The organism is Bradyrhizobium sp. HKCCYLRH1030, from assembly GCF_051168395.1.
Classification (GTDB): Bacteria; Pseudomonadota; Alphaproteobacteria; order Rhizobiales; family Xanthobacteraceae; genus Bradyrhizobium.
In genome coordinates this window covers 28,753-53,492 of sequence record NZ_JBNPUY010000010.1, presented here as the reverse complement: position 1 = coordinate 53,492, position 24,740 = coordinate 28,753, and the positions used below count along the sequence as shown (strand labels likewise).

Below are 24,740 nucleotides of genomic sequence, written 5' to 3'. Positions count from 1 at the left end.
CCCCGGCCTGCGCGGCAAGCCTTCGCCCGCGCGCAAACACGTGATGTCAGGTTGAAGGTGACGGTCTATCGCTCCCTCCCCCGCTTGCGGGGGAGGGTTGGGGTGGGGAAAGCCCCACCCGAGGCTCTTGCCCGTCTCACCCGCGCTCGGGTGGCGAGGGCAGCCAGGTCAGATGTGATAGGTCTTCAGCGGGGGGATGCCGTTGAAGGCCACCGACGCATAGGTCGACGTATAGGCCCCGGTCCCCTCGATCAGCACCTTGTCGCCGATCGAGAGCGTCACCGGCAGCGGATACGGCAGCTTCTCGTACATCACGTCGGCCGAATCGCAGGTCGGGCCGGCGAGCACGCACGGGGTCATCTCCGCGCCCTCATGCGGGGTGCGGATCGCGTAGCGGATCGACTCGTCCATCGTCTCGGCGAGGCCGCCGAACTTGCCGATGTCGAGATAGACCCAGCGCAGCTCGTCCTCGTCGCTCTTCTTCGAGATCAGCACCACTTCCGACTCTATGATCCCCGCGTTGCCAACCATGCCACGGCCCGGCTCGATGATCGTCTCCGGGATCTGGTTGCCGAAATGCTTGCGCAGCGCGCGGAAGATCGAGCGGCCGTACTGCACGACCGGCGGCACGTCCTTCAGGTACTTGGTCGGGAAGCCCCCGCCCATGTTGACCATGGTCAGGTTGATGCCGCGCTCGGCGCAGTCGCGGAACACCGTCGAGGCCATCGCCAGCGCGCGGTCCCACGCCTTCACCTTGCGCTGCTGCGAGCCGACATGGAACGAGATGCCGCACGGCTCCAGGCCCAGCCGCTTGGCCAGGTCCAGCACCTCGACCGCCATCTCCGGATCGCAGCCGAACTTGCGCGACAGCGGCCATTCGGCGCCGGCGCAATCGTACAGGATGCGGCAGAACACCTTGGCGCCGGGCGCTGCGCGCGCGATCTTCTCGACCTCGGCGGCGCAGTCGACCGCGAACAGGCGGATGCCGAGCGCATAGGCGCGCGCGATGTCCCGCTCCTTCTTGATGGTGTTGCCATAGGAGATGCGGTCCGGCGTCGCGCCGGCGGCCAGCGCCATCTCGATCTCGGCGACCGTCGCCGTGTCGAAGGACGAGCCGAGCGAGGCGAGCAGCGACAGCACTTCCGGCGCCGGGTTGGCCTTGACCGCGTAGAACACGCGGCTGTCCGGCAGCGCGCGAGCGAAGCTCATGTAGTTGTCGCGCACGATCTCGAGGTCGACGACGAGACAGGGCTCGTGGTCCAGACCTTCCTCGCGTCGGTTGCGCAGGAATTCCCGGATACGTTCGGTCATAGCACCCTCCAAACGGCCCCAGCGACGGAGACCCGTTCAAAATGATCCCGACACGGGTGCCTTGGCGTTGCCGCCCGATGGAAAGGCGACAAAACCTCGAACCCGTAGCCGAATTGTGCTGCCGTGGATTGGTTGGGAATTTCCCGCCCGCACACCTGGCAATGAAGGACAAGCCTTTTCAGTAGCCCGCGCCGGCTTTGGACTGCCGGTAGAGACCAAAAAAGCCCGATCCGTCGTTGCTTTAAGTCGCGTCCCCCGTTGAGAGCGGGGTGCGCCGGTTCGCCTCCGGCTGCCAGTCACGGTTGCAAAAGATGGGGTGACCTTCAGCGGCATCTCTTGAGAGAGATGCTGGGCTCTGGAGCATGACGATCTCGATCATGGTGATCTTGATCGCAACGATCCGAGGGCCCCTCGGTTCCTCATCCCTTGGCGGCTGTCCGGCCTCTTGTCCGGATACCTACCGACTGACACACGACCACAGGCACGTGCGAAATTGGGCAGAAGCGGAAATAAGCGTTTTGAATTTCGTTCGCAAGGAATTTTTGGGCGCCGGGAAAGATTTCCCTAATCTGTGCTTACGCGACACACATGCCGCGCTGATGTCTGAACGAACGTTAAGCGAGCTTAAACTTTCGTAACGCGCTCACGCTTGCAGGACAGTGTTTTTACGCTGTTCACGCGCGCCTGGTGAACGGCTCGATGCGCTGCGCGCCGCGGATGAAGCCGATCATCACGAACACGCCGATCGCGAACAGCACGGCCTGAACGATGTGCGCGCCGCCATCGCCGAGCCCGAACAGAATCGCGAGCGCCCAGCCGCCGGCGAAGGCCGCACCGAACACTTCGGCACCGATCAGGATCGCCGCCGAGATGACGGTGATCACGGTCGGCCAGGCGATCTGGCGGCCGGCTTTGGAGGTGGTCTCTGCGTTCATGGTCCAGGGTCCTGTTGCGGGCCGCAATCTCTCCGAAAAGGCCCGGCCCTTCAAGGGGAAATGACCCAAAAAGAGCCAGCTCCATGATATGAGGGGCGCATCGAACTTCCGGGAGAGGACGGACCCCAGCCGATGTCAGACACCACCGCTGTGATCGACGCCCAGACCAATCCGCTGCTCGTGGCCTGGGAGACCCCGCACCAGACACCGCCCTTCGACGCGATCAAACCCGAGCACTTCCTGCCGGCCTTCGAGCGCGCCTTCGCCGACCACGCCGCCGAAATCACCGCGATTACCCATGATCCGGCCGAGCCGGACTTTGCCAACACCATCACGGCGCTGGAGCGCTCGGGCAAGCTGCTGTCGAAGGTCGCGGCTGTCTTCTACGATCTGGTGTCGGCGCATTCCAACCCGGCGATTCTGGAGATCGACAAGGACGTGTCGCTGCGGATGGCGCGGCACTGGAACCCGATCATGATGAATGCCGTGCTGTTTGGCCGCATCGCGCTGCTCTACGACAATCGCAAGGATCTCAAGCTCACCGGTGAGGAGCAGCGGCTGCTGGAGCGCACCTACACCCGCTTCCGCCGTGCCGGCGCCGGCCTCTCGGACGACGACAAGGTGCGGATGGCCGAGATCAACGAGAAGCTCGCCCAGCTCGGCACCACCTTCAGCCACCACGTGCTCGGCGACGAGCAGGACTGGTACCTCGAGCTCGGCGAGGACGACCGCGCCGGACTGTCCGAGAGCTTCGTGGCTGCCGCCAAGGCTGCGGCGGATGAGCGCGGCATGCCCGGCAAGGCGATCGTGACCCTGTCGCGCTCGTCGGTCGAGCCGTTCCTGCAGAGCTCAGGCAGGCGCGACCTGCGCGAGAAGGTGTTCAAGGCCTTCACCGCGCGGGGCGACAATGGCAATTCCAACGACAACAACGCCGTCATCGGCGAGATCCTGTCCCTGCGCGAGCAGGCCGCCAGGATCATGGGCTTTCCCAACTTCGCCGCCTATCGCCTCGAGGATTCCATGGCGAAGACGCCGGAGGCCGTGCGCGGGCTGCTGGAGCGCGTCTGGAAGCCGGCGCGCGCCAAGGCGCTGGCCGACCGCGATCAACTGCAGGAGATGATCACGGCGGAGGGCGGCAACTTCAAGCTCGAGGCCTGGGACTGGCGCTATTACGCCGAGAAGCTGCGCCAGGCGAAGGCCAACTTCGACGACGCCGCGATCAAGCCGTATCTCTCGCTCGACAACATGATCGCGGCCGCCTTCGATTGCGCCACCCGGCTGTTCGGCATCACCTTCGCCGAGCGCAAGGACATCCCGGTCTGGCATCCGGACGTCCGGGTCTGGGAGATCAAGGACGCGGGAGGCCGCCACAAGGCGCTGTTCTATGGCGACTACTTTGCCCGCTCGTCGAAGCGCTCCGGCGCCTGGATGACCTCGCTGCGCGACCAGCAGAAGCTCGACGGCGACACCGCGCCCTTGATCATCAACGTCTGCAACTTCGCCAAGGGGGCCGACGGACAGCCGTCGCTGCTGTCGCCGGACGATGCCCGCACGCTGTTCCACGAGTTCGGCCACGGCCTGCACGGCATCCTGTCCAACGTGACCTATCCGTCGCTGTCGGGCACTGCGGTGTTCACCGACTTCGTCGAGCTGCCGTCGCAGCTCTACGAGCACTGGCAGGAGCGTCCCGAGGTGCTGCAAACCTTCGCGCGCCACTACCAGACGGGCGAGCCGCTGCCGCAGGACCTGCTCGACCGCTTCCTGGCCGCGCGCCGCTTCAACCAGGGCTTTGCCACCGTCGAGTTCGTCTCCTCGGCGCTGATCGACCTCGAGTTCCACACCCAGCCGGCGGCGGCCTCCAAGGATGTCCGCGCTTTCGAAAAGGCCGAGATGGAGAAGATCGGCATGCCCCCGGAGATCGCGCTGCGCCACCGGCCGACCCAATTCGGCCACATCTTCTCGGGAGACCATTATGCGGCGGGCTATTACAGCTACATGTGGTCGGAGGTGATGGATGCGGATGCCTTCGGTGCCTTCGAGGAAGCCGGCAACATCTTCGATCCGGCGGTCGCCAAGCGGCTCCACGACAATGTCTACGCCTCCGGCGGCTCGCTCGATCCGGAAGCGGCCTACATCGCCTTCCGCGGCCGCGAGCCCGAGCCCGACGCGCTGCTGCGCCGGCGCGGCCTGCTCGACGTTGCCAAGGCGGCTTGAGACGGGCCTGAGGTGATGACGATGCTGCGCACTCTTTTCGCCGCGCTGGCGCTCGTGCTTGGCGCGAGCGCGGCCCACGCCCATCCGCATGTCTGGGTCACCGCGACCAGCCAGCTGCTCTATGCGGCCGATGGCTCGGTGACCGGCGTGCGGCACGCCTGGACCTTCGACGACATGTTCGCGACCTATGCGCTGCAGGGCCTCGAGACCAAGCAGAAGGGCGTCTACACCCGCGAGGAGCTGGCGCCGTTGGCGCAGACCAACGCCGAGTCGCTGAAGGAATATGCCTACTTCACCTTCCTCAAGGCCGACGGGCGCAAGCAGAAGCTCGAGGACCCGGTCGACTATTACCTCGAATACAAGGACACCAAGCTGACCCTGCACTTCACCCTGCCGCTGAAGGCGCCGGTGAAGACGAAGCAGCTCCAAGTCGAGGTCTACGATCCCAGCTATTTCATCGATTTCCAGATGGCGGAGAAGGATCCCGTCACGCTGGTCAGCGCTCCCTCGGGCTGCAAGTTCGGCCTGGTGAGACCGAGCGACGGCGGCTCCGTCGCGCAGACCATGAACGAACAGACATTCCTGAGCGGCGGGGCGAACGCCAATTTCGGAATGAATTTCGCCAACAAGATCTCAGTGGAATGTCCATGACGCCTCGCCCCAGCTCTGCCCGACCGCTCCTTACCTGCGCCGCGATCGTCGCCGCGCTCGTTTCCGCGCTCTTGGCCGCCGACGTCGCCTCGCATGTGCTGCTCGCCAAATCGCCGTTCGGCGCGCCGGCCGAGCCGCAGGTCGGCGGCATCGTCGGCTGGCTGCTCGCCAAGCAGTCGGAGTTCTACCGGCAGATGTCGGGGGCGATCCGCTCGGCCAAGCAAGATGGCTCGGCGGTGTGGTGGCTGCTGGCGATCTCGTTCGCCTACGGCATCTTTCATGCTGCGGGCCCCGGCCACGGCAAGGCGGTGATCGCGTCCTATCTCGTCGCCAACCAGGAGACGGCGAAGCGCGGCATCGTGCTGTCGTTCGCCTCGGGCCTGATGCAGGCGCTGGTCGCGGTCGTCATCGTCGGCATCGGCGCCGTGGTGCTCAATGCCACCGCGGCCACGATGTGCAGCGCCGAGAAGGTGGTGGAGATCGCGAGCTACGGGCTGATCGCGCTGCTCGGCGCGCGCCTGGTCTGGGTCAAGGGCGCGGCGTTCCTGCGCACCTGGCAGCCGGCGGCGCCGGCATTGGCGCTGGCCGGTGCGCCCGCGGCCGCGGTGGCGCCGTCGACCCATGATCATAGCCATGCGCATGATCACCAGCATCGCGTGCCTCATCATGATCATCACGGTCATGACCATCATGGTCACGACCACCACGGCCACGATCATCATCACCACGATCATGCGCACGCCCATGCTGCGGCGGCGCATGGTTCCGCCGCTCACGATCACGTCCACCACGATCACGTTCACGGCGATGACTGCGGTTGCGGCCATTCCCACGGGCCCGCGCCGAGCGAGCTCGCCGGTCCCGGCGGCTGGCAGCGCGGCTTTCAGGCGATCTTCGCCGCCGGCATCCGCCCGTGCTCGGGCGCAATCCTCGTGCTGGTGTTCGCCTTGGCCCAGGGCATGTTCTGGGCCGGCGTCGCCGCGACCTTCGTGATGGGCATGGGCACGGCGGTGACCGTCGCGACCATCGCGGTGCTCGCCGTCGCCGCCAAGGACGTCGCCCGCCGGCTCAGCGCCGGCCGCGAGGGCGGCGGTGCCCTGATCATGCGCGGCCTCGAATTCGGCGCCGCCGGTCTGGTGCTGCTGTTCGGCGCGGGCTTGTTGCTGGGCTACATCGCGGCGGAACGCACGACCTGCTTCTGAGCGGGCGCGGCTGAGCTGTTCGCTTCCGTCCCCTGTGTTTACCCTATGCCGCGGCCAGTCCCTGCAGCGCGCTGTCCTACATGCCCTCTCCCACAAGGGGGGAGGGCGCATTCACGGGCACGCGCGGAGGCGATGAGTTGTTAGTGCCCCTGCGGCCGCAGCGCGCGGCCCAAGGCCATCAGCGGGAAGTAGTGGCGGTACATGCCGTAGCGGAGCATGAAGGCGCGGGACAGCTCCGGGCCCTGCATCAGCCGCTCCTGCAAAGAGGGATCGGTCAGCTTGATGGTCTGGCCGACGCCGTAGCCGGGGAAGCCGGTGCCGGTGAATTCCGGCTCGTCCCAGGTGCCGGCCGACTGGCGCTCGACCAGCCACATGCAGCCGCGCTCGATCGCCTCCTTGTCCTGCGGACGGTTGGCGGCGAGCAGGGCCATCAGCGCCCACGCCGTCTGTGACGCCGTGGTGGTGCCGCGGCCGACCGCGCTGACATCCATGTAGGAGGCGCAGCTCTCGCCCCAGCCGCCGTCCGGCTGCTGATGCGCGACGAGCCAGTCGCAGGCGCGGCCGATATAGGGTTGCGTCATGTCCTCGCCGATCGCGGCCAGCGCCGGCAGCACCGCGCCGGTGCCGTAGACGTAGTTGACGCCCCAGCGGCCGAACCACGGGCCGCGCGGCTCCTGCTCCCGTCGGATGTAGTCGAGCGCGCGCACCATGGCGGGATGATTGCGCGAGATGCCGAGCTTGCCGAACGCCTCGACGATGTGGGCGGTGACGTCGACCGACGGCGGATCGAGCGCCTCGCCGTAGTCGCAGAACGGGATCCTGGTCAGGATCTTCTGGTTGTTGTCCTTGTCGAACGCGCCCCAGCCGCCGCCCTCGCTCTGCATGCCGATCAGCCAGTCGACGCCGAGCTGAATCGCCTCGTCGATGCCCTTGGCCTGCCACTTCGGATCACGGCGCAGCGGCGCCAGCGCGATCAGCGCCACGGCGGTGTCGTCCGTGTCGGGATAATAGTTGTTGGCGTATTCGAATGCCCAGCCGCCCGGCTTGACGTGCGGCAGCTTCATCGACCAGTCGCCGGGCACGCGCACCTGGCGGTCGAGCACCCAATTGACCGCCTTGTCGACGGCTTCGGGATAATCGCCGAGCACGCCGGCATCGTCGAAGGCGAGCAGGGTCAGGATCGTGTCCCACACCGGGCTGTTGGTCGCCTGGATGTAGGTGGCATCGCCGACATCGACTCGCCAGCCGGGATCGTTCAGGGCATCGAGGCCCTTGGCGAGAACGGGATGATTGAGCGGATAGCCCTCGGCGTAGAGCGCCATCAGGCCGTAGATCCAGGGCGGCTGGATGCCGCCCCAGGCGCCGTCGAAATCCTGGTGGCGGATCATCCATTCCAGCACGCGGCTGGTCGCCGCCGGGCGGAACAGGCCGAGATTGAGCTTGTTGCCGAGGTTCTGCAGGGCGTGCAGCATCTTGTCGGCGCCGCGGAAGAACTTGTCCCAGCCGCCGGCATTGGCCTTGACCGGCAGCTCGTAGTCGAACGCGTTGCGCCCATGCGGAAACAACGCGTCCAGCCGGTTCTCGAGCGGCAGCGGCCGGCTCGGCCGCCGCGCCGACAGCACCGCGATCGGCATCAGGGTTGCGCGTGCCCATTGCGCGAAATTGTAGATCGAGAACGGAAACCAGAGCGGAAACCAGATCACCTCGGGCGGGATGTTGGGGGTCTTCTCCCACGGCCATTCGCCGATCAGCGCCAGCCAATAGCGCGTGAACACGCGAATGTTGCGCAGGCCCCCCTTGGCTTCGATCCATTCGCGGGCGCGGCGCACCGGCGGCTCGTCGTCGCGGAAGCCGAGCGAGCGCAGCGCGGCATAGGCCTCGACGGTCGCGTTGATGTCGCCATTGGGGGCGCCGAAATAGACCTGCCAGGCGCCGTCCGGGCGCTGGCTGTCGAGCAGCGACTGGCCCAGGCGCTTGCGCAGCGGGTGGTCCTCGAGCCCCATGAACCACAGCGCCAGGCACCATTGCGCCTCCATGCAGGCGTTGGATTCGGCGCGGCCGACCCAATGACCGTCGGGCTTCTGGTTGGCGATCAGCCAGTCCGCGGCCGCCCGCACCGTCGATTGCAGGGCGGTCTGGTAATTTCCCGGGTCGCGCGGCGCGCGCGCGGGGGCCGAGCTGGTCAAAGTCATCACGATCCCTCTGGCGGCCTCACAGCGCCGCTGCGGCAGTCGAATTCACTCCGCCCTATAGGGAATTTCGCCGTCAAATCCAATCAACTGGCCGCAGCAGACCGGATCAAAGGAGAAACAAAAAGCGTACAGACGGACGCCGCATGGCCGTTTTGGTTAGCATCCGGATGGGCATGGAGATGTGACGCTTCTCACGCCCGGAAACTGGGCCCGCTCAAACCGGCAGGTATTGGCGCAGCAGGGGCAGGAAGAAGATCGCGACGGTGATCAGAAACCCGATCGCCCACAGGATCGAGCGCAGCGACGGCCGGTTGCCGACGTAGGTCAGCACATAGGCGGTGCGCACGATCACGAACAGCACCGACAGCTCGTTGATCAGGTTCTGCGGCGCGCCGCGGAACTCGGCCAGCAGCACCGCCGCGGCAAAGAACGGGAACGCCTCGATGCCGTTCTGATGGGCGCCCAGCGCCCGCTCGCGGATGCCGCCGGCGTAGAAGGCGGGATCTCGCGGCCGGGCGTTGTCATAGCGCCCGCCACCGTCGACGCTGATCCATTTCGCCGGCACGATCGTTAAGAGATAGAGCATTACGCTGGCGAAAATGCACAATTCGGCAATCGTCATGGCTCCTCCAGCCCGATGACATCAGTGAAATGGCCCTTATCTTGACAATGTCGAAACAAGCCGCCAAGCCACGCCCTTCAGCAGTCACGGGCATCATGACCGCCGCCATCTCTCTGGACAATGCCAGGCCTGTCGACGTCAGGCCGTTGCCGGCCGCGAGCACGTCCCGCGTCGGCGTGCTGCTGGTCAATCTCGGGACGCCGGATACGGCCGACGCCGCCGGCGTGCGGGTGTATCTGAAGGAGTTCCTGTCCGACCGCCGCGTCATCGAGGACCAGGGCCTGTTGTGGAAGATCATCCTCAACGGCATCATCCTCAATGTCCGGCCGCGCAAGAAGGCGAAAGACTACCAGTCGATCTGGAACACCGAGAGGAACGAATCGCCGCTGAAGACGATCACCCGCGCGCAGAGCGAGAAGCTGGCCGCGAGCCTGGCCGACCGCAGCCACGTCATCGTCGACTGGGCGATGCGCTACGGCAATCCGTCGATCAAGGCTGGCGTCGATGGTCTCATGGCCCAGGGCTGCGACCGCATCCTGGTGGTGCCGCTCTATCCGCAATATTCAGCCGCGACCTCGGCGACCGTGTGCGACGAGGCGTTCCGCGTGCTGACCGAGCTGCGCGCGCAGCCGACGCTGCGGGTGACGCCGCCTTATTACAACGACGACTTCTACATCGAGGCGCTGGCCGTCTCGATCGAGGATCATCTGAAGACGCTGGCGTACAAGCCCGAGCTGATCGTGGCCTCGTTCCACGGCATGCCCAAGGAATATGTCGACAAGGGCGATCCCTATCGCGAGCAGTGCATCGCCACCACCGAGCTGCTGCGCAAGCGGCTCGGCATGGACGACACCAAGCTGCTGCTGACCTTCCAGTCGCGCTTCGGCTTCTCGGAGTGGCTGCAGCCCTATACCGACAAGACCATCGAGAAGCTCGCCAAGGACGGCGTCAAGCGGATCGCCGTGGTGATGCCGGGCTTTGCCGCCGACTGCCTGGAGACGCTGGAGGAGATCTCCGGCGAGAATTGCGAGATCTTCAAGCACAATGGCGGCGAGGAATTCTCCGCCGTGCCGTGCCTGAACGACAGCGCTCCCGGCATGGAGGTGCTGCGGCAGCTCGTGCTGCGCGAGCTGCAGGGCTGGTTGTAAAAGGCTGGCTCTGAGCCGCCGGCGGTATTGCCGGCCCGCTAGGTGAGCCGCCCGCCGGCGCAAGGCGGACGACCGTCCGCCCGTCGAAAATACTTTCCTGAACCGCGCCTAGCGGACCCCCGACCAAATCATGCAGTAATCCCTAGATTGTGATGGCTGCAGAGGCTGGTGAGGGGACGATCGTCTCCTCCCTTGGAGGATCCATGAGCGGTTTCGACATTTTCGCCATAGCGCTGGTGCTGCTGGTCATCTTCACGCTGTATTCCGGCGTGAAGACCGTGCCACAGGGGTTCGACTGGACCGTCGAACGGTTCGGCAAATACACCCGCACCTTGTCGCCGGGCCTCAACATCATCGTGCCCTTCTTCGATCGCATCGGGCGCAAGATCAACATGATGGAGCAGGTGATCGACATCCCCGAGCAGGAGGTCATCACCAAGGACAACGCCACCGTGACGGTCGACGGCGTCGCCTTCTACCAGGTATTCGACGCCGCCAAGGCGAGCTACGAGGTGTCGAACCTCAACCAGGCGATCGTCACGCTGACCATGACCAACATCCGCTCGGTGATGGGCGCGATGGATCTCGACCAGGTGCTGTCGCATCGCGACGAGATCAACGAGCGGCTGCTGCGCGTCGTCGACGCCGCGGTGTCGCCATGGGGCCTCAAGGTCAACCGCATCGAGATCAAGGACATCGTGCCGCCGGCCGATCTGGTCGAGGCGATGGGCCGGCAGATGAAGGCCGAGCGCGTCAAGCGCGCCGACATCCTGCAGGCCGAGGGCCAGCGGCAGTCGGAGATCCTGCGCGCGGAAGGCGCCAAGCAGAGCCAGATCCTGCAGGCCGAGGGCCGCCGCGAATCGGCCTTTCTCGATGCCCAGGCGCGCGAGCGCGCCGCGGAGGCCGAGGCCAAGGCGACGCAGATGGTGTCGGACGCGATCTCCAAGGGCGACGTCGCCGCGCTCAACTACTTCATCGCCGACAAGTACATCAAGGCGTTCGGTCAGCTCGCCGACTCGCCGAACCAGAAGGTGATCATGCTGCCGCTGGAGGCGACGGGCATGCTGGCCTCGCTCGCCGGCATCGGTGAGATCGCCAAGGCGACGTTCGGCGAGAGCGCGGCTTCGGCCGTGGCGGCCGCGCGCCGCGGCGGTTCGGTGCCGTCAGCGGGGACGCCGCCGAAGCCGCCGACGTCGCCGCAGGCTTGACGCAGGGGAGGATACTCATGAGCGACATGTTCGTGACGCTCGGCACCTGGAACTGGCTGATCTTCGGCATCATCCTGATGGCGCTGGAGCTGCTCGCGCCTGGCATCTTCCTGTTCTGGCTCGGCCTCGCGGCGCTGCTGGTCGGGCTGCTGTCGTTTGCGTTTGCGCCGGGATGGCAACTGCAGATCCTGCTGTTCGCGCTGTTCGCGCTCGCCGCCGTGCCGCTGTGGCGGCGCCTCGCGCGGGCGAGCGCGGCGCCGTCGCAGGACAATCCGTTCCTGAACCGCCGCTCGGCGGCCCTGGTCGGTCGCGAGTTCACCCTGGAGAAGCCGATCGTCGGTGGTAACGGCACCGTACGTATCGACGACACGGTGTGGCGCGTGGCGGGCCCGGACGCGCCGGCCGGCAGCCGCGTCCGCATCGTGCAGGCGGACGGCGCGCAGCTCACTGTAGCCGTGGCGTAGTGCTGCGGATGATGCCCTTAGTATGATCCGACGGCCTCACCGCGTCATTGCGAGCGAAGCGAAGCAATCCAGAGTCGCGCGCGGCGCCCTGGATTGCTTCGTCGCTGCGCTGCTCGCAATGACCGGGAAAGAGCGGGACTTAATTCTGCAGTCGCACACCCAGCATCACCACCGTGCCCGATGAGCCGGCGCCGGTGATGTTCGAATCCAGTTTGTCGTAGCGCAGCGTGCCCTTGACCCAGACGTTGCGCGACATCTTGTAGACGAGGTTGCCTTCGGCCGAATAGGTGCGGTCGCTGCGGCCGTAGCCCTGATAGTCGAGCGTGCCGAAGCTGAACTTGCCGATACCGGTCAGCCAGCGGCGGAAATCGTGGTCGACCTGCACCGTGTAGGTGCGCACCAGCACGCCGGAGGCGCCGGCCACCGTCGTTTCTGCGAGCTGCGTGTCGGAGAGAAACCGCGCGGTGGTCAGCGGCGTCGCCGACCACACCAGCGAGGCCGTGGTGAGGAAGCCCTGCAGCCGGTTGAGCCGCGGGTCGACATAGCTGCGCGTGGCATAGCCCATCGAGACCTCGCCGGTCAGGAGCCGGGTGAACTCGAACGAGGTGCCGGCCTTGGCATAGCCGCCCGAGGAGTCGCGCTGATAGCCCGAACGATCGACCCGCTGGTCGTGCACGCGGCTGTCGCCCTGCACCTCCGCGAACGGCTTCAGGCCGGGCATGACCTCGTAGGACACCCGGCCGATGCCGCCGAACTGGTTGTAGTTGCGGTCGTCGTTCGACGTCATCGTGCCGTCGGTCAGCTTGCTCTGCTGATAGCTGGTGCGATCGGCGGTGGCGCCCGCCGAAATCTGCAGCCGGTTGAAGCGCTGGTCGATGCCGACGGTGGTGCCGAGCGTGGTGTAGACCGGATAGCGCGCCAATCCAGCTTGCACGCTGGGACTGCCGGGATTGTCGGTCGCGGCACGCAGCCGGAGCTGGGCGCCGACCGACGTGTCGCGGCTGACGTCGAGGCGGCCGTCGACATGGCCGGTGAAGTCGGGGCGGTCGAGCGTGGTCGGCGCCGAATTGATGCCGCCATCCATGATAGCCGGCAGGGTGCTGCCATAGCCGGTGAAGGAGCCCCGCAGGTCGGCGACGAGGGCGTGACGCTCCCAGTTCGACACCGCCAGGAATTCCGGCGCGATCACCCAGGCCGGCATGCCGCGCGGCTTGGCGAGGCGGGCCGGGTTGCTGTCATAGCCGGCCGAGAGCTCCACCGCGCCCTTGATCAGGAACGGCCCGGCGTAGTCGCCGACCGCGCCGAACGGGTCGTCGTCGATTCTGAGGCGCTTGCGCGGCGGCTGGCCGGGCACGGTGCCGGCCATGGCAGGCGGGAGCGGCTGCCGGTTGGCGGAGGCCGAGGGCGGCAGGGTCGGGCGCAACTGGCCGGTGAGCTCGCCGGACGGCCGCGTGCCGGGACCCGGCGCCGGCTTGGGCCGCGCCTGGGCGGGATAGTATCTCGGCTTCTTGCGGGTGCGATTCAGCGAATCATAGCCGACATCGGATGCGCCGCTGGCCGCGGGTACACCGGGCAGGGGGACCAGATTTCGTCGTGCGGCCGAGCTGGTCGGCGCAGGCGTCGCGGGCAGCCCTGGCGTCGGGACGGCATCGGTCAGGCCGCTGACCACGGTCCGCCGCAACGGGGAGTCCTGCGGAGCCAGGAAGCCGTCGCGCACCGGCCGGAACACGTCGATGGTCTGCGAGTGCGCCGCATCGGGGCCGAGCGCGCCGAGCAGCAGGCATGCGGCGGAGGCGCCGCGCCACACCGCGCGCCTTCGCGCGCGCCTCGCGCGGCCGCTGTCAGGCCTCCACCCCACGATGAAAATACTCCAACAAAATCAATTGCGTCGTCGGGACACCCGCGCCGCCCGGCAAACCGCGTCGTTAAGGGAGTAAAAACAAATATGGTTAATGGGCTGTTGATGGCGCCTTGCTGCCTTACCCATGCTAAAGAGCGGCGCCTGACTGTTCAGCCTTGGAAGTCCGCATGCCGAGATCGAAGCCGTTGCCCGACACCGCTCCCGCCAACGCAGATATCCAGTCGGCACTGCGCACGCTCGATGCCGGCAGCAACGGCATTGCCGCGATCTCCGCGGCGCTGTCGGGACCTCTGGGAGCGGCCTTCGCGGCCGCCGTCGAACTGATCCGCCAGGCGAAGGGCCGGGCGATCCTCACCGGTCTCGGCAAGTCCGGCCACGTCGCCCGCAAGATGGCCGCCACGCTCGCCTCGACCGGCACGCCCGCGTTCTTCGTGCATTCCGCCGAGGCCGGCCATGGCGATCTCGGCATGATCACCTCGGACGACGTCGTCATCGCGCTGTCGTGGTCCGGCGAGCAGCCGGAGATGAAGACGCTGGTCAACTATACCAAGCGCTTCGCCATCCCGCTGATCGCGGTCACCTCCAATGCGCAATCGTCGCTGGGGCAGGCGGCGCGCATCGTGCTGGAGCTGCCGAAGGCGCGCGAGGCCTGCCCGCACAATCTGGCGCCGACCACCTCGACCCTGATGCAGGCCGCGATCGGCGATGCGCTCGCGATCGCGCTGCTCGAAGGCCGCGGCTTCACCGCGCTGGAATTCGCCAATTTCCATCCGGGCGGCAAGCTCGGCGCCATGCTCAAGCACATCTCGGACCTGATGCGCTCGGGCGACGCGGTGCCGCTGAAGCCGCTCGGCACCGGCATGCCGGATGCGCTGGCCGAGATGTCGGCCAAGGGGCTCGGCTGCGTGGTCATCGTCGATGCTCGTGGTCACGTCGCCGGCATCATCACCGACGGCGACCTCCGCCGGAAGATGCGCGCCGATCTGTTGTCCGCATCGGTCGAGGAGATCATGACGGCGAACCCGCGCACCGTGCGCCGCGAGGCGCTGGCCTCCGAGGCGCTGGAGATCCTGAACTCCGCCAAGATCACCACGCTGATCGTCACCGACGGCGCCAGGCCGGTCGGCATCCTGCACATGCACGATCTGTTGCGGGCCGGGGTGGCCTAGCTCGAAGCGTCGTTTGCGGGCGCCCGGCTGCCGCGCGCTTGGGAAGACCGGTCAGCCTGCGTTGAATCGTGCCGCATCGGCCTCCAGCGGCAGCTGCAGTGCGTTCGCGACATACGACACGGTGCGATAGAAGCCGCACAGCAGGATGATTTCCAGCACCTGATCCTCATCATGATGCAGGCGGAGGCGGGCGAATTCGTCGTCGCTCAAGGTCGACCGTTGGTGCAAGGCATCGACCGCAGCGATCAGGGCCCGTTCGGGGGCCGACCAGCACGCCGCGTCGGCCGGTGCATTCACGGTGGCGTCGATCTGCTGCGCCGTCAGGCCGGCGTCTGAGCCGAAGATGCGGACGTGCACGCCCCATTCGTACTCGCACGCATTCAGCGCGCAGGTCCGATCGATGACGATCTCGCGCTGACGCAGGGACAGCGGGCCGCGGTCGAGCAGGCTGCCGCCGCGAAATTTGGTCCAGGCGCGCGCATGGCCGGCCATCACCCGGAACAGCATCAAGGGCGGCGCCCCGCGCATGATCTGGTCGAATTGCGCCTGGATGTCGGCCGGGTAGGGCGGCTGCAGCGGGGCGATCCGGGGCATGGCGGTTCCTCCTGTGCGGTGCTACATTTACTGTAGCAGTATGCTACGCTTTCCGTAGCGCTTGGCAAGCTGTTGGAGAGTTTTCGTGCCGAAAGACGTTCAACCGCGCCGGGTGCGCGGCTCGCGCTCGGGCCGGCCGGTCATGGCGCTGCTCGATCTGTTGGGCCGGCGCTGGTGCCTGCGCATCGTCTGGGAGCTGCGCGACGACGCCCTGACCTCCCGGGCGCTGCGCGCGGCCTGCGACGAGGCCTCGCCGACCGTGTTGCAGGCGCGGCTGGACGAGCTGCGCGAGGCGGGCTTCATCGTGCTGGGCGACAGCGGCTACGAGCTGACGCCATTGGGGCGCGAGCTGTTGGAGACCTTCCTGCCGCTGCATCGCTTTGCCGAGCGCTGGAGCCGGCAGACGGGATGAGCCGAGCTTGGGCACGTGCGCGGTCCCGTTCTGGCCGGGCACGGCGGCGTCGTGCTATGGGCTCGTCCGAGACAGGGAGCAGAGCCGATGCCGGGCGCATTCGATCTGGATAAATATCTTGTGCGCATCGGCTATCGCGGGCCGCTGGCGCCGACGCTCGACACGCTGGCCGGATTGCAGGCCGCCCATGTCGATGCGATCGCCTTCGAAGGCATCGATCCGCTGCTCGGCCGGCCCGTGAACATCGATCTCGCCTCGGTCCAGGCCAAGATCGTCGACGGCCGCCGCGGCGGCTATTGCTTCGAGCAGAATGCGCTGCTGAAAGCGGCGCTGGAGGCGATCGGCTTTGCGGTGACGCCGCTCTCGGCGCGGGTGCGCTGGCGGCTCGATGCCGATGCGCCGCTGACGCCGCGCACGCACATGATGCTGAAGGTGGACCTGCCGGAGGGGCCTCATCTCGCCGATGTCGGTTTCGGCTCCTGCCTGCTCGATACGCCGCTGCAGATGGTTGCCGACATCGAGCAGCCGACCGCGATGGGTACGTTCCGTCTGACGCTGTCTGATGGGCTGTATTGGCTCGCGGCGAAGCAGCCGGCCGGCTGGCGCACGATGTATGTGTTTGATCTGGTGCCGCAGATTCATGCCGACTATGTGCTCGGCAACTGGTTCACCTCGACCAGCCCGTTGACGCCGTTCACCTCGATGCTGATCCTGGAGCGGTTGACGCGTGAGGCGCGCTACAAGCTGGTCAATCGCCGCCTGGTCATCGAAGCGCGCGATGGCGAGGTGAGGAGCGAACAGATCATCGAAACGCCCGAGACGCTGCGCAGCGTCATCGAGGAGGTGTTCGGGCTCACGCTGCCGGTGCCCGTCGCTGTGATCTGGAAGCGCATCGAGAGCTGACGGGAAAGCGTTGCGATGGCCGGTGAGCTTCAGCTGGATTCCTATCTCGCCCGCATCGACTATCGCGGGCCGCTCGCGTCCGACCTGTCGACGCTCGCAGCGCTGCAGGCCGCGCATGTCGACGCGCTGCCGTTCGAGGCGCTCGATCCGCTGATGGGCCGTCCCGTCCATGTCGACCTGCGGTCCGTGCAACAGAAGCTCGTGCTCGGCCGCCGCGGCGGCTACTGCTTCGAGCAGAACGTGCTGTTCCAGGCGGTGCTTGAGGCGATCGGATTCAAGACCACCGGCCTGGCCGGCCGGGTGCGCTGGCGCTCGGCGCCGACCGATCCGCTCGGGCCGCGCCAGCACATGATGCTGCTGGTCGAGGTCGATGGCCGCCCGTATCTCGTCGATGTCGGCTTCGGCATCTGCATGATGGATGCGCCCATTCGTCTCGAGCTCGGACCCGAGCAGCAGACGCCGATGGGAACGTTCCGCGTCGGCACGTGGGACGGGCTCTATACGGTCAGCGCGAAGCAGCCGACGGGCTGGCGCATGATGTATGCGTTCGACCTCGCGCCGCAGATCCATGCCGATTATGTGCTCGGCAGCTGGTACACCTCGACCAGCCCGAACGTGCCGGCCACGCATACGCTGATGATGGAGCGTGTCGAGCCCGGCATACGTCACAAGCTGGTCACCCGCCGCTATCAGCGGCAGGCGCGCGATGGCGAAGTCGTCGAGGAGCGTTTGATCGAGAGCGCTGCCGAACTCGGCCGCGTCATCGACGAGATATTCCGGGTGACGCCGCCGGTGCCGGTCGAAGACATCTGGGCAAGGACCAAGGCCTGATCACTCTCCGATGACGCGAGTCAAAACGCGTATTCGCGTGATCAGCGCGGACATGATCACGCGCGGACTGCATTTGAATGGAATGCCGGCGCGGCCATTGTGCTTATCTTAAGAGTCGCAGCTTTAGGTTGCGGGAACCAAGGGGGCTCGCGGCGTCCTGCCGTCGAACAGTGGGGACCGTCCACATGGCTGACATCGTGATGCTCGCGGTGCGCGCAATCCTCGAAGGCACGCCTGCTGCCGAGCCGGGCCGCTGTCGCTGCACGCGGCCTCATCCCGCCTGACACCGGAGCCGCGCGAGGCGCGGCTCATCCGAGCTGGCCCGATGGCCAGGACGGGTGGGGGCTTCACGGTGACACGTCGACCCTGACGCTTCGACGCTCATCCGATCGATGATGGACCGTCGACCTGACCTGCCACTTCAGGCCGTGCGGAGATTCCTGTCGAGGAAGCCCCCACCCCTTTTTTGTTTCACGTTCTGCTGACTGGACGCGATCTTGACCCAACAGTCGGTGCAAGCCCGTCCAGTTAGCGAAACAGGGTGTTCACGCCACGGCTCAGCGCGGCAGCTCGGTCTTGCCCATCAGGAACTTATCGACGGCCCGAGCGCACAGGCGGCCCTCGCGGATCGCCCAAACCACCAGGGACTGGCCGCGGCGCATGTCGCCGGCGGAGAAGACCTTCGGCAGCGAGGTCTGGTAGTCCGTCAGGTTGGCCTTGACGTTGCCGCGCGGGTCGAGATCGACGCCGAGGCTCTTGAGCAGGCCCTCATGCACCGGATGGACGAAGCCCATCGCCAGCAGCACCAGATCGGCCGCGAGCACGAACTCGGTGCCGGGAATCGGCTTGAACTGCGCGTCGACGCGGACGCAATGCAGCTTCTTGACCGCGCCGTTCTCGCCTTCGAACTTCTGGGTCAGCACCGCGAACTCGCGCGCCGCGCCTTCGGCCTGGCTCGACGACGTCCGCATCTTCAGCGGCCAGTTCGGCCAGGTCAGCGCCTTGTTCTCACGCTCCGGCGGCGCCGGCATGATCTCGAGCTGGGTCACCGACAGCGCGCCCTGGCGCAGCGAGGTGCCGATGCAGTCGCTGCCGGTGTCGCCGCCGCCGATCACGACGACATGCTTGCCGCCGGCCAGGATGTCGGTCGCGTTCACGGGCTCGTTGCCGACTCGGCGGTTCTGCTGCGGCAGGAAGTCCATCGCGTAATGGATACCGGTGAGATCGCGGCCGGGAATCGGCAGGTCGCGCGGGGCTTCCGCGCCGCCGGTCAGCGCCACCGCGTCGTAATCCTTCAGCAGCGACGTCGCATCGAGGCCGTCCTTGCCGCCGACATTGACGCCATAGTGGAAGGTAACGCCTTCGCCTTCCATCTGGGTGATGCGGCGGTCGATGATGCCCTTCTCCATCTTGAAGTCGGGAATGCCATAGCGCAGCAGGCCGCCGGCCTTGGCGTGCTTCTCAAAGACATGGACGTCGTGACCGGCGCGCGCCAGTTGCTGGGCGCAGGCCATGCCCGCGGGGCCGGCGCCGACGACCGCAATCTTCTTGCCGGTTTTCACAGCGGCGGGCTCCGGCTTCAGCCAGCCGTTCTCCCAGGCCTTGTCGACGATGGCGCATTCGATCGTCTTGATGGTCACCGGATTGTCGTCGATGTTCAGCGTGCACGACGCCTCGCACGGGGCCGGGCAGATGCGGCCCGTGAACTCGGGGAAGTTGTTGGTCGAGTGCAGATTTCGCGACGCCTCTTCCCAATTGCCGTTGTAGACGAGGTCGTTCCAGTCCGGGATCTGGTTGTTGACTGGACAGCCGGTGGTGCCCGGTGCGGCCGAGCCGGTGCCGTGGCAATAGGGAATGCCGCAATTCATGCAGCGCGCCGCCTGGTCGCGCAGCTCCTTCTCGGAGAGCGGTACCACGAACTCGTTGAAGTTCTTCAGACGCTCGGCAACCGGCGCGTACTTGCGATCGTGCCGCTCGATTTCGAGAAAACCTGTGACCTTGCCCATGACCTACGACGTCCCTTGTCATCGTTTCCGTCATTCCGGGACGGCGCGTTAGCGCCGGACCCGGAATCTCGAAGTTGTGGGGCGAGATTCCGGGTTCGCGCTTCGCGCGCCCCGGAATGACGCCGTCTCTCATTCGCTCCGTCATTGCGAGGAGTGTCAGCGACGAAGCAATCCAGACTTTCTCCTGGGCCCTGGATTGCTTCCGCCTACGCCCCAAGGGGCTTCGGCGGACAAGTCGCTGCGCTCGCAATGACGCCTTGGTTGTGGCCTGCGCCTCAGGCCCCGATCGCGATCTTGGGCTCGGCGTCGGCGTTGGCGGCGAGCTCCTTCAGGGCACGGCGGTATTCGACCGGCATCACCTTGCGGAACTTCGGCGCATAGTCCTTCCAGTTCGCCAGGATGTCGGCGGCGCGCTTGGAGCCGGTCGCCTTGGCGTGGCGCGAGATCAGCACGTGCAGCCGCTCGACGTCGGACGCCAGCAGGTTCTTGAACACGTCGACCCGGCCATGCGCCTCGAGGTCGCCCATCTGGTGATAGGTGTCCTCTGCGATCATCTCCTCGGACAGCACCGGTTCGAGCTCGACCATCGCCATGTTGCAGTGCTTGTCGAAGTCGCCGGCCTCGTCGAGTACATAGGCGACGCCGCCCGACATGCCGGCCGCGAAGTTGCGCCCGGTCTTGCCGAGCACGACGACGATGCCGCCGGTCATGTATTCGCAGCAATGATCTCCCGCGCCCTCGACCACGGCGACCGCGCCCGAGTTACGCACCGCGAAGCGCTCGCCGGCGATGCCGCGGAAGAAGCACTCGCCGGAGATCGCGCCGTACATCACGGTGTTGCCGACGATGATCGATTCCTCGGGCACGATGCCGGAGTTGCGCGGCGGCTTGACGATGATGCGGCCGCCCGACAGGCCCTTGCCGACGTAGTCGTTGCCTTCGCCTTCGAGCTCGAAGGTGACGCCGTTGGCGAGCCAGGCACCGAAGGCCTGACCGGCGGTGCCCTTCAGGCTGACATGGATGGTGTCCTGCGGCAGGCCGGCATGGCCGTAGATCTTGGCCACCGCGCCCGAGAGCATCGCGCCCGCCGAACGGTCGGTGTTGTTGATCTCGGCCTCGATCTTGACCGGCGCGCCACGGTCGAGCGCGGGCTTGGCCTGCTCGATCAGCTTGCGGTCGAGCACGGCCTCGAGGTGATGGTCCTGCGCCTCGGCGTGATGGATCTTCTGGCCCGGCGCCTCCTTCTGCTTGACGAACAGCTTGGAGAAGTCGAGGCCCTTGGCTTTCCAATGCGCCACCAGGCGGGACTGGTCGAGCATCTGGGTCTGGCCGACCATCTCGTTGAACGAGCGGTAGCCGAGGCTCGCCATGATCTCGCGGACTTCCTCGGCGACGAAGAAGAAGAAGTTGATCACGTGCTCGGGCTGGCCGGTGAAGCGCTTGCGCAGCACCGGGTCCTGGGTGGCGACGCCGACCGGGCAGGTGTTGAGATGGCACTTGCGCATCATGATGCAGCCGGCGGCGATCAAGGGGGCGGTGGCGAAGCCGAATTCGTCGGCGCCGAGCAGGGCGCCGATGACGACGTCACGACCGGTGCGGAAGCCGCCGTCGACCTGGACCACGATGCGGCTGCGCAGCCGCTCGCGCACCAGCGTCTGGTGCGTTTCGGCAAGGCCGATCTCCCACGGCGAGCCCGCATGCTTGATCGAGGTGAGGGGAGAGGCACCGGTGCCGCCCTCGAAGCCCGCGATCGTGACATGGTCGGCGCGCGCCTTGGCAACGCCGGCGGCAACCGTGCCGACGCCGACTTCGGAGACGAGCTTGACCGAGACCTGGCCGTCGGGATTGACGTTCTTCAGGTCGTAGATCAGCTGCGCGAGATCCTCGATCGAGTAGATGTCGTGATGTGGCGGCGGCGAGATCAGGCCGACACCCGGCGTCGAGTGACGCACCTTGGCGATGGTGGCGTCGACCTTGTGGCCGGGCAGCTGGCCGCCTTCGCCGGGCTTCGCACCCTGCGCCATCTTGATCTGCATCATGTCGGAGTTGACGAGATACTCCGTCGTCACGCCGAACCGGCCCGAGGCGACCTGCTTGATCGCCGAGCGCATGGAATCGCCGTTCGGCATCGGCTTGAAACGGTCGGCTTCCTCGCCGCCCTCGCCGGTGTTCGACTTGCCGCCGATCCGGTTCATGGCGATCGCGAGCGTGGTGTGCGCCTCGCGCGAGATCGAGCCGAAGCTCATCGCGCCGGTGGCGAAGCGCTTGACGATCTCCTTGGCCGGCTCGACCTCGTCGAGCGGGACCGGCTTGCGCTTGTCGTCCTCGGCCGACTTGATCCGGAACAGACCGCGCAGGGTCAGAAGCCGCTCGGACTGCTCGTTGAGCAGCCTCGCGAACGCCTGGTAGCGCTCCCTGGAATTGCCGCGCACGGCGTGCTGCAGCGTCGCGACCGACTCCGCGGTCCACGCATGGTCCTCGCCGCGGGTGCGGAAGGCATATTCGCCGCCGACATCGAGCGCGGTCTTGTAGACCAGCGCGTCGCCGAACGCGTCGCGGTGGCGGCGCGTGGTCTCCTCGGCGATCTCGGCCAGACCGACGCCTTCGATGCGGGTGTGGGTGCCGTAGAAGAACTTCTGCACGAACTCGGCCTTCAGGCCGACCGCGTCGAAGATCTGCGCGCCGCAATAGGACTGGTAGGTCGAGATGCCCATCTTCGACATGACCTTGAGCAGGCCCTTGCCGATCGACTTGATGTAGCGCTTGACGACCTCGTAGTCGCTCAGCGCGCCCGGCAGCTTGTCCTTGAGCGCGATGATGGTCTCGAAGGCGAGATAAGGATTGATCGCCTCTGCGCCGTAGCCGGCCAGACAGGCGAAGTGATGCACCTCGCGCGGCTCGCCCGACTCCACCACGAGACCCACCGACGTGCGCAGGCCGGTGCGGATCAGGTGATGATGCACGGCGGCGCAGGCGAGCAGCGACGGGATCGGAATCCGGTCGGCCGAGACCATGCGGTCGGACAGGATGATGATGTTGACGCCCTCGCGCACCGCGGCTTCGGCGCGGCCGCAGAGATCGTCGAGCACCTGCTCGAAGCCGGCCGCGCCCAGGCTCGCATCGAAGGTGGTGTCGAGCGTGCGCGAGACGAAGTGGCTGTCGGACACTTGCGAGATCGAGCGGATCTTCTCGAGGTCCGCATCGGTCAGGATCGGCTGATGCACCTCGAGCCGCTTGGTCGAAGCGACGCCTTCGAGGTCGAACAGGTTCGGCCGCGGACCGATGATCGAGACCAGGCTCATCACCAGCTCCTCGCGGATCGGGTCGATCGGCGGGTTGGTGACCTGGGCGAAGTTCTGCTTGAAGTAGGTGAAGAGCAGCTTCGGCTTGTCCGACAGCGCCGAGATCGGCGTGTCGTTGCCCATCGAGCCCGTGGCCTCCTCGCCGGTCGCCGCCATCGGCGTCATCAGGATCGCGATGTCTTCCTGGCTGTAGCCGAACGCCTGCTGCCGGTCCAACAGCGGCAGGTTGGTGCGCGCGCCAGTGGTCGGCGCGTCCGGCAGCTTCTCGACCTGGATCTGTGTGCGCGCGAGCCACTCGGTGTAGGGATGGCTGGCGGCGAGCTGCGCCTTGATCTCGTCGTCCGGGATCAGGCGACCCTCCTCGAGATCGACGAGCAGCATCTTGCCCGGCTGCAGCCGCCATTTGGTGACGATCTGCTCCTCCGGAATCTTCAAGACGCCCATTTCGGACGCCATCACGATGCGGTCGTCCTTGGTGACGAGGTAGCGCGCCGGCCGCAGGCCGTTGCGGTCGAGCGTGGCGCCGATCTGGCGGCCGTCGGTAAAGGCGATCGCGGCCGGGCCGTCCCACGGCTCCATCAGCGCGGCGTGATATTCGTAGAACGAGCGGCGCTCCTCGCTCATCAGCGGATTGCCGGCCCAGGCTTCCGGGATCATCATCATGACCGCGTGCGGCAGCGAGTAGCCGCCCTGCACCAGGAATTCGAGCGCGTTGTCGAAGCAGGCAGTGTCGGACTGGCCTTCATAGGAGATCGGCCAGAGCCGGCTGATGTCCTTGCCGAACAGCTCCGACGACACCGACGCCTGCCGCGCCGCCATCCAGTTGACGTTGCCGCGCAGCGTGTTGATCTCGCCGTTGTGCGCGATCATCCGGTAGGGATGCGCCAGCGACCAGGTCGGGAAGGTGTTGGTCGAGAAGCGCTGATGCACCAGCGCCAGCGCGCTCTCGAAGTCCGGCTCGTGCAGGTCGGCGTAGTACTTGCCGAGCTGGTCGGCCAGGAACATGCCCTTGTAGATCACGGTCCGGCACGACATCGAGCACGGATAATAGCCCGACATGCCGCGGTCGCGACGCTGATAGATCGCCTGCGAGATCGACTTGCGGAGGATGTAGAGCTTGCGCTCGAACTCGTCCTCGGTCTTGGCGGCGCCGTTGCGGCCGATGAACACCTGCATGCTGCGCGGCTCGGTCGGCTTGACGGTCACCCCCAGCGAGGAGTTGTCGGTCGGCACGTCGCGCCAGCCGAGCAGCACCAGGCCTTCGTCCTCGATCTGGTCGGCGATGATGCTCTTGATGACGTTCCGCCACGCTTCGTCGCGCGGCATGAACAGCGCGCCGATGGCGTATTCGCCCGGAGCCGGCAGCGTGAAGCCGAGCTCCTTCGCCTTGCGCGAGAAGAAGGCGTGCGGGATCTGCACCAGGATGCCGGCGCCGTCGCCGAAGCGCGGGTCGGCGCCGACGGCGCCGCGGTGCTCCAGATTGCAGAGGATGCTGAGCGCGTCCGCAACGATCTGATGCGACTTCTGGCCCTTGATGTTGGCGATGAAGCCGACGCCGCAGGAATCCTTCTCCTGGCTCGGGTCGTACAGACCTTCGGCTTCAGGGCGCCACGTATGCAGCTCGCGGGTGATCTCGGCCGGTTTCTCATGCGAATCCACAGCCAGCACCGCGCCGCCCAAAATTCCGTGCTCGACCTTCGATCCGCTCATATCCG

18 protein-coding genes are annotated in these 24,740 nt (G+C 66.5%); 10 read left to right on the top strand and 8 right to left on the bottom strand.

All coding sequences use genetic code 11. From position 1 onward, the window contains the following. Positions 1 to 168: 168 nt before the first annotated feature. Together ACQR1E_RS26205 and ACQR1E_RS26200 are read right to left on the bottom strand one after the other, a co-directional pair. Positions 169 to 1,311 carry a type III PLP-dependent enzyme gene (locus tag ACQR1E_RS26205; protein WP_315716540.1) on the bottom strand — a complete coding sequence of 381 codons (1,143 nt, stop codon included), beginning with the start codon at positions 1,309 to 1,311 and terminating at the stop codon, positions 169 to 171. Between the two features lie 674 nt (positions 1,312 to 1,985). Then, a complete protein-coding gene (locus ACQR1E_RS26200; RefSeq protein WP_315716541.1) occupies positions 1,986 to 2,246 on the bottom strand; it encodes a hypothetical protein in 261 nt (86 codons plus the stop codon). A gap of 132 nt (positions 2,247 to 2,378) precedes the next feature. On the opposite strand from ACQR1E_RS26200, the gene ACQR1E_RS26195 reads away from it, so the two are divergent. Genes ACQR1E_RS26195 through ACQR1E_RS26185 form a run of 3 tightly spaced genes read left to right on the top strand, consistent with a single transcriptional unit; the run spans position 2,379 to position 6,313 of the window. Next, positions 2,379 to 4,460: a M3 family metallopeptidase gene (locus ACQR1E_RS26195; protein WP_316171307.1), complete on the top strand. Its 2,082-nt coding sequence runs from the start codon at positions 2,379 to 2,381 to the stop codon at positions 4,458 to 4,460. A 21-nt stretch (positions 4,461 to 4,481) separates the two neighbouring features. Further along, positions 4,482 to 5,111, top strand: coding sequence for a DUF1007 family protein (locus ACQR1E_RS26190; RefSeq protein WP_410051235.1), 630 nt, complete (start codon positions 4,482 to 4,484; stop codon positions 5,109 to 5,111). Next, positions 5,108 to 6,313, top strand: coding sequence for a nickel/cobalt transporter (locus tag ACQR1E_RS26185; RefSeq protein WP_434897753.1), 1,206 nt, complete (start codon positions 5,108 to 5,110; stop codon positions 6,311 to 6,313). Before ACQR1E_RS26190 ends, ACQR1E_RS26185 begins: the two co-directional genes overlap by 4 nt. Before the next feature lie 140 nt (positions 6,314 to 6,453). Here ACQR1E_RS26185 and shc read toward each other — a convergent pair whose 3' ends face one another. Both shc and ACQR1E_RS26175 read right to left on the bottom strand, forming a co-directional pair. Further along, positions 6,454 to 8,505, bottom strand: coding sequence for a squalene--hopene cyclase (gene shc / locus ACQR1E_RS26180; RefSeq protein ID WP_434897752.1), 2,052 nt, complete (start codon positions 8,503 to 8,505; stop codon positions 6,454 to 6,456). A 214-nt stretch (positions 8,506 to 8,719) separates the two neighbouring features. Further along, a complete protein-coding gene (locus tag ACQR1E_RS26175; RefSeq protein WP_315716545.1) occupies positions 8,720 to 9,127 on the bottom strand; it encodes an MAPEG family protein in 408 nt (135 codons plus the stop codon). Between the two features lie 95 nt (positions 9,128 to 9,222). On the opposite strand from ACQR1E_RS26175, the gene hemH reads away from it, so the two are divergent. From hemH to ACQR1E_RS26160, 3 genes are all read left to right on the top strand, one after another. After that, entirely contained in the window at positions 9,223 to 10,275 is a 1,053-nt protein-coding gene (hemH, locus tag ACQR1E_RS26170) for a ferrochelatase (RefSeq protein WP_434897751.1), read from the top strand. A 203-nt stretch (positions 10,276 to 10,478) separates the two neighbouring features. After that, on the top strand, positions 10,479 to 11,483 hold the full coding sequence (locus ACQR1E_RS26165; RefSeq protein ID WP_316226921.1) for an SPFH domain-containing protein: 1,005 nt from the start codon (positions 10,479 to 10,481) through the stop codon (positions 11,481 to 11,483). Positions 11,484 to 11,500: 17 nt separating this feature from the next. Then, on the top strand, positions 11,501 to 11,947 hold the full coding sequence (locus ACQR1E_RS26160) for an NfeD family protein (protein WP_434897750.1): 447 nt from the start codon (positions 11,501 to 11,503) through the stop codon (positions 11,945 to 11,947). A 139-nt stretch (positions 11,948 to 12,086) separates the two neighbouring features. On the opposite strand, the gene ACQR1E_RS26155 is transcribed toward ACQR1E_RS26160, so the two are convergent. Then, complete coding sequence (locus ACQR1E_RS26155) at positions 12,087 to 13,805, bottom strand: outer membrane beta-barrel protein (RefSeq protein WP_434897749.1); 1,719 nt, start codon at positions 13,803 to 13,805, stop codon at positions 12,087 to 12,089. A 170-nt stretch (positions 13,806 to 13,975) separates the two neighbouring features. Here ACQR1E_RS26155 and ACQR1E_RS26150 point away from each other — a divergent pair, with 170 nt between their 5' ends. Further along, positions 13,976 to 14,977 (top strand): KpsF/GutQ family sugar-phosphate isomerase, encoded by a 1,002-nt coding sequence (locus ACQR1E_RS26150; RefSeq protein WP_316174985.1) that lies wholly within the window; start codon positions 13,976 to 13,978, stop codon positions 14,975 to 14,977. A 51-nt stretch (positions 14,978 to 15,028) separates the two neighbouring features. Here ACQR1E_RS26150 and ACQR1E_RS26145 read toward each other — a convergent pair whose 3' ends face one another. Further along, on the bottom strand, positions 15,029 to 15,571 hold the full coding sequence (locus ACQR1E_RS26145) for a carboxymuconolactone decarboxylase family protein (RefSeq protein WP_316186088.1): 543 nt from the start codon (positions 15,569 to 15,571) through the stop codon (positions 15,029 to 15,031). Between the two features lie 142 nt (positions 15,572 to 15,713). Here ACQR1E_RS26145 and ACQR1E_RS26140 point away from each other — a divergent pair, with 142 nt between their 5' ends. The 3 genes from ACQR1E_RS26140 to ACQR1E_RS26130 all read left to right on the top strand — a co-directional run bounded on the left by ACQR1E_RS26140 (position 15,714) and on the right by ACQR1E_RS26130 (position 17,717). Continuing rightward, the gene (locus tag ACQR1E_RS26140) at positions 15,714 to 15,983 is read left to right on the top strand and encodes a winged helix-turn-helix transcriptional regulator (protein WP_315716709.1); all 270 of its coding nucleotides are present in this window, start codon (positions 15,714 to 15,716) and stop codon (positions 15,981 to 15,983) included. A gap of 87 nt (positions 15,984 to 16,070) precedes the next feature. Continuing rightward, positions 16,071 to 16,886, top strand: coding sequence for an arylamine N-acetyltransferase family protein (locus tag ACQR1E_RS26135; protein ID WP_434897748.1), 816 nt, complete (start codon positions 16,071 to 16,073; stop codon positions 16,884 to 16,886). 15 nt (positions 16,887 to 16,901) lie between these two features. Further along, positions 16,902 to 17,717, top strand: a complete 816-nt coding sequence (locus tag ACQR1E_RS26130; protein WP_434897747.1) for an arylamine N-acetyltransferase family protein — start codon at positions 16,902 to 16,904, stop codon at positions 17,715 to 17,717. Between the two features lie 557 nt (positions 17,718 to 18,274). Here the strand turns inward: ACQR1E_RS26130 and ACQR1E_RS26125 are convergent. Both ACQR1E_RS26125 and gltB read right to left on the bottom strand, forming a co-directional pair. Beyond that, positions 18,275 to 19,723, bottom strand: a complete 1,449-nt coding sequence (locus ACQR1E_RS26125; RefSeq protein WP_434897746.1) for a glutamate synthase subunit beta — start codon at positions 19,721 to 19,723, stop codon at positions 18,275 to 18,277. Positions 19,724 to 19,998: 275 nt separating this feature from the next. Beyond that, positions 19,999 to 24,735: a glutamate synthase large subunit gene (gene gltB, locus ACQR1E_RS26120; protein ID WP_315716555.1), complete on the bottom strand. Its 4,737-nt coding sequence runs from the start codon at positions 24,733 to 24,735 to the stop codon at positions 19,999 to 20,001. Positions 24,736 to 24,740 lie beyond the last annotated feature (5 nt).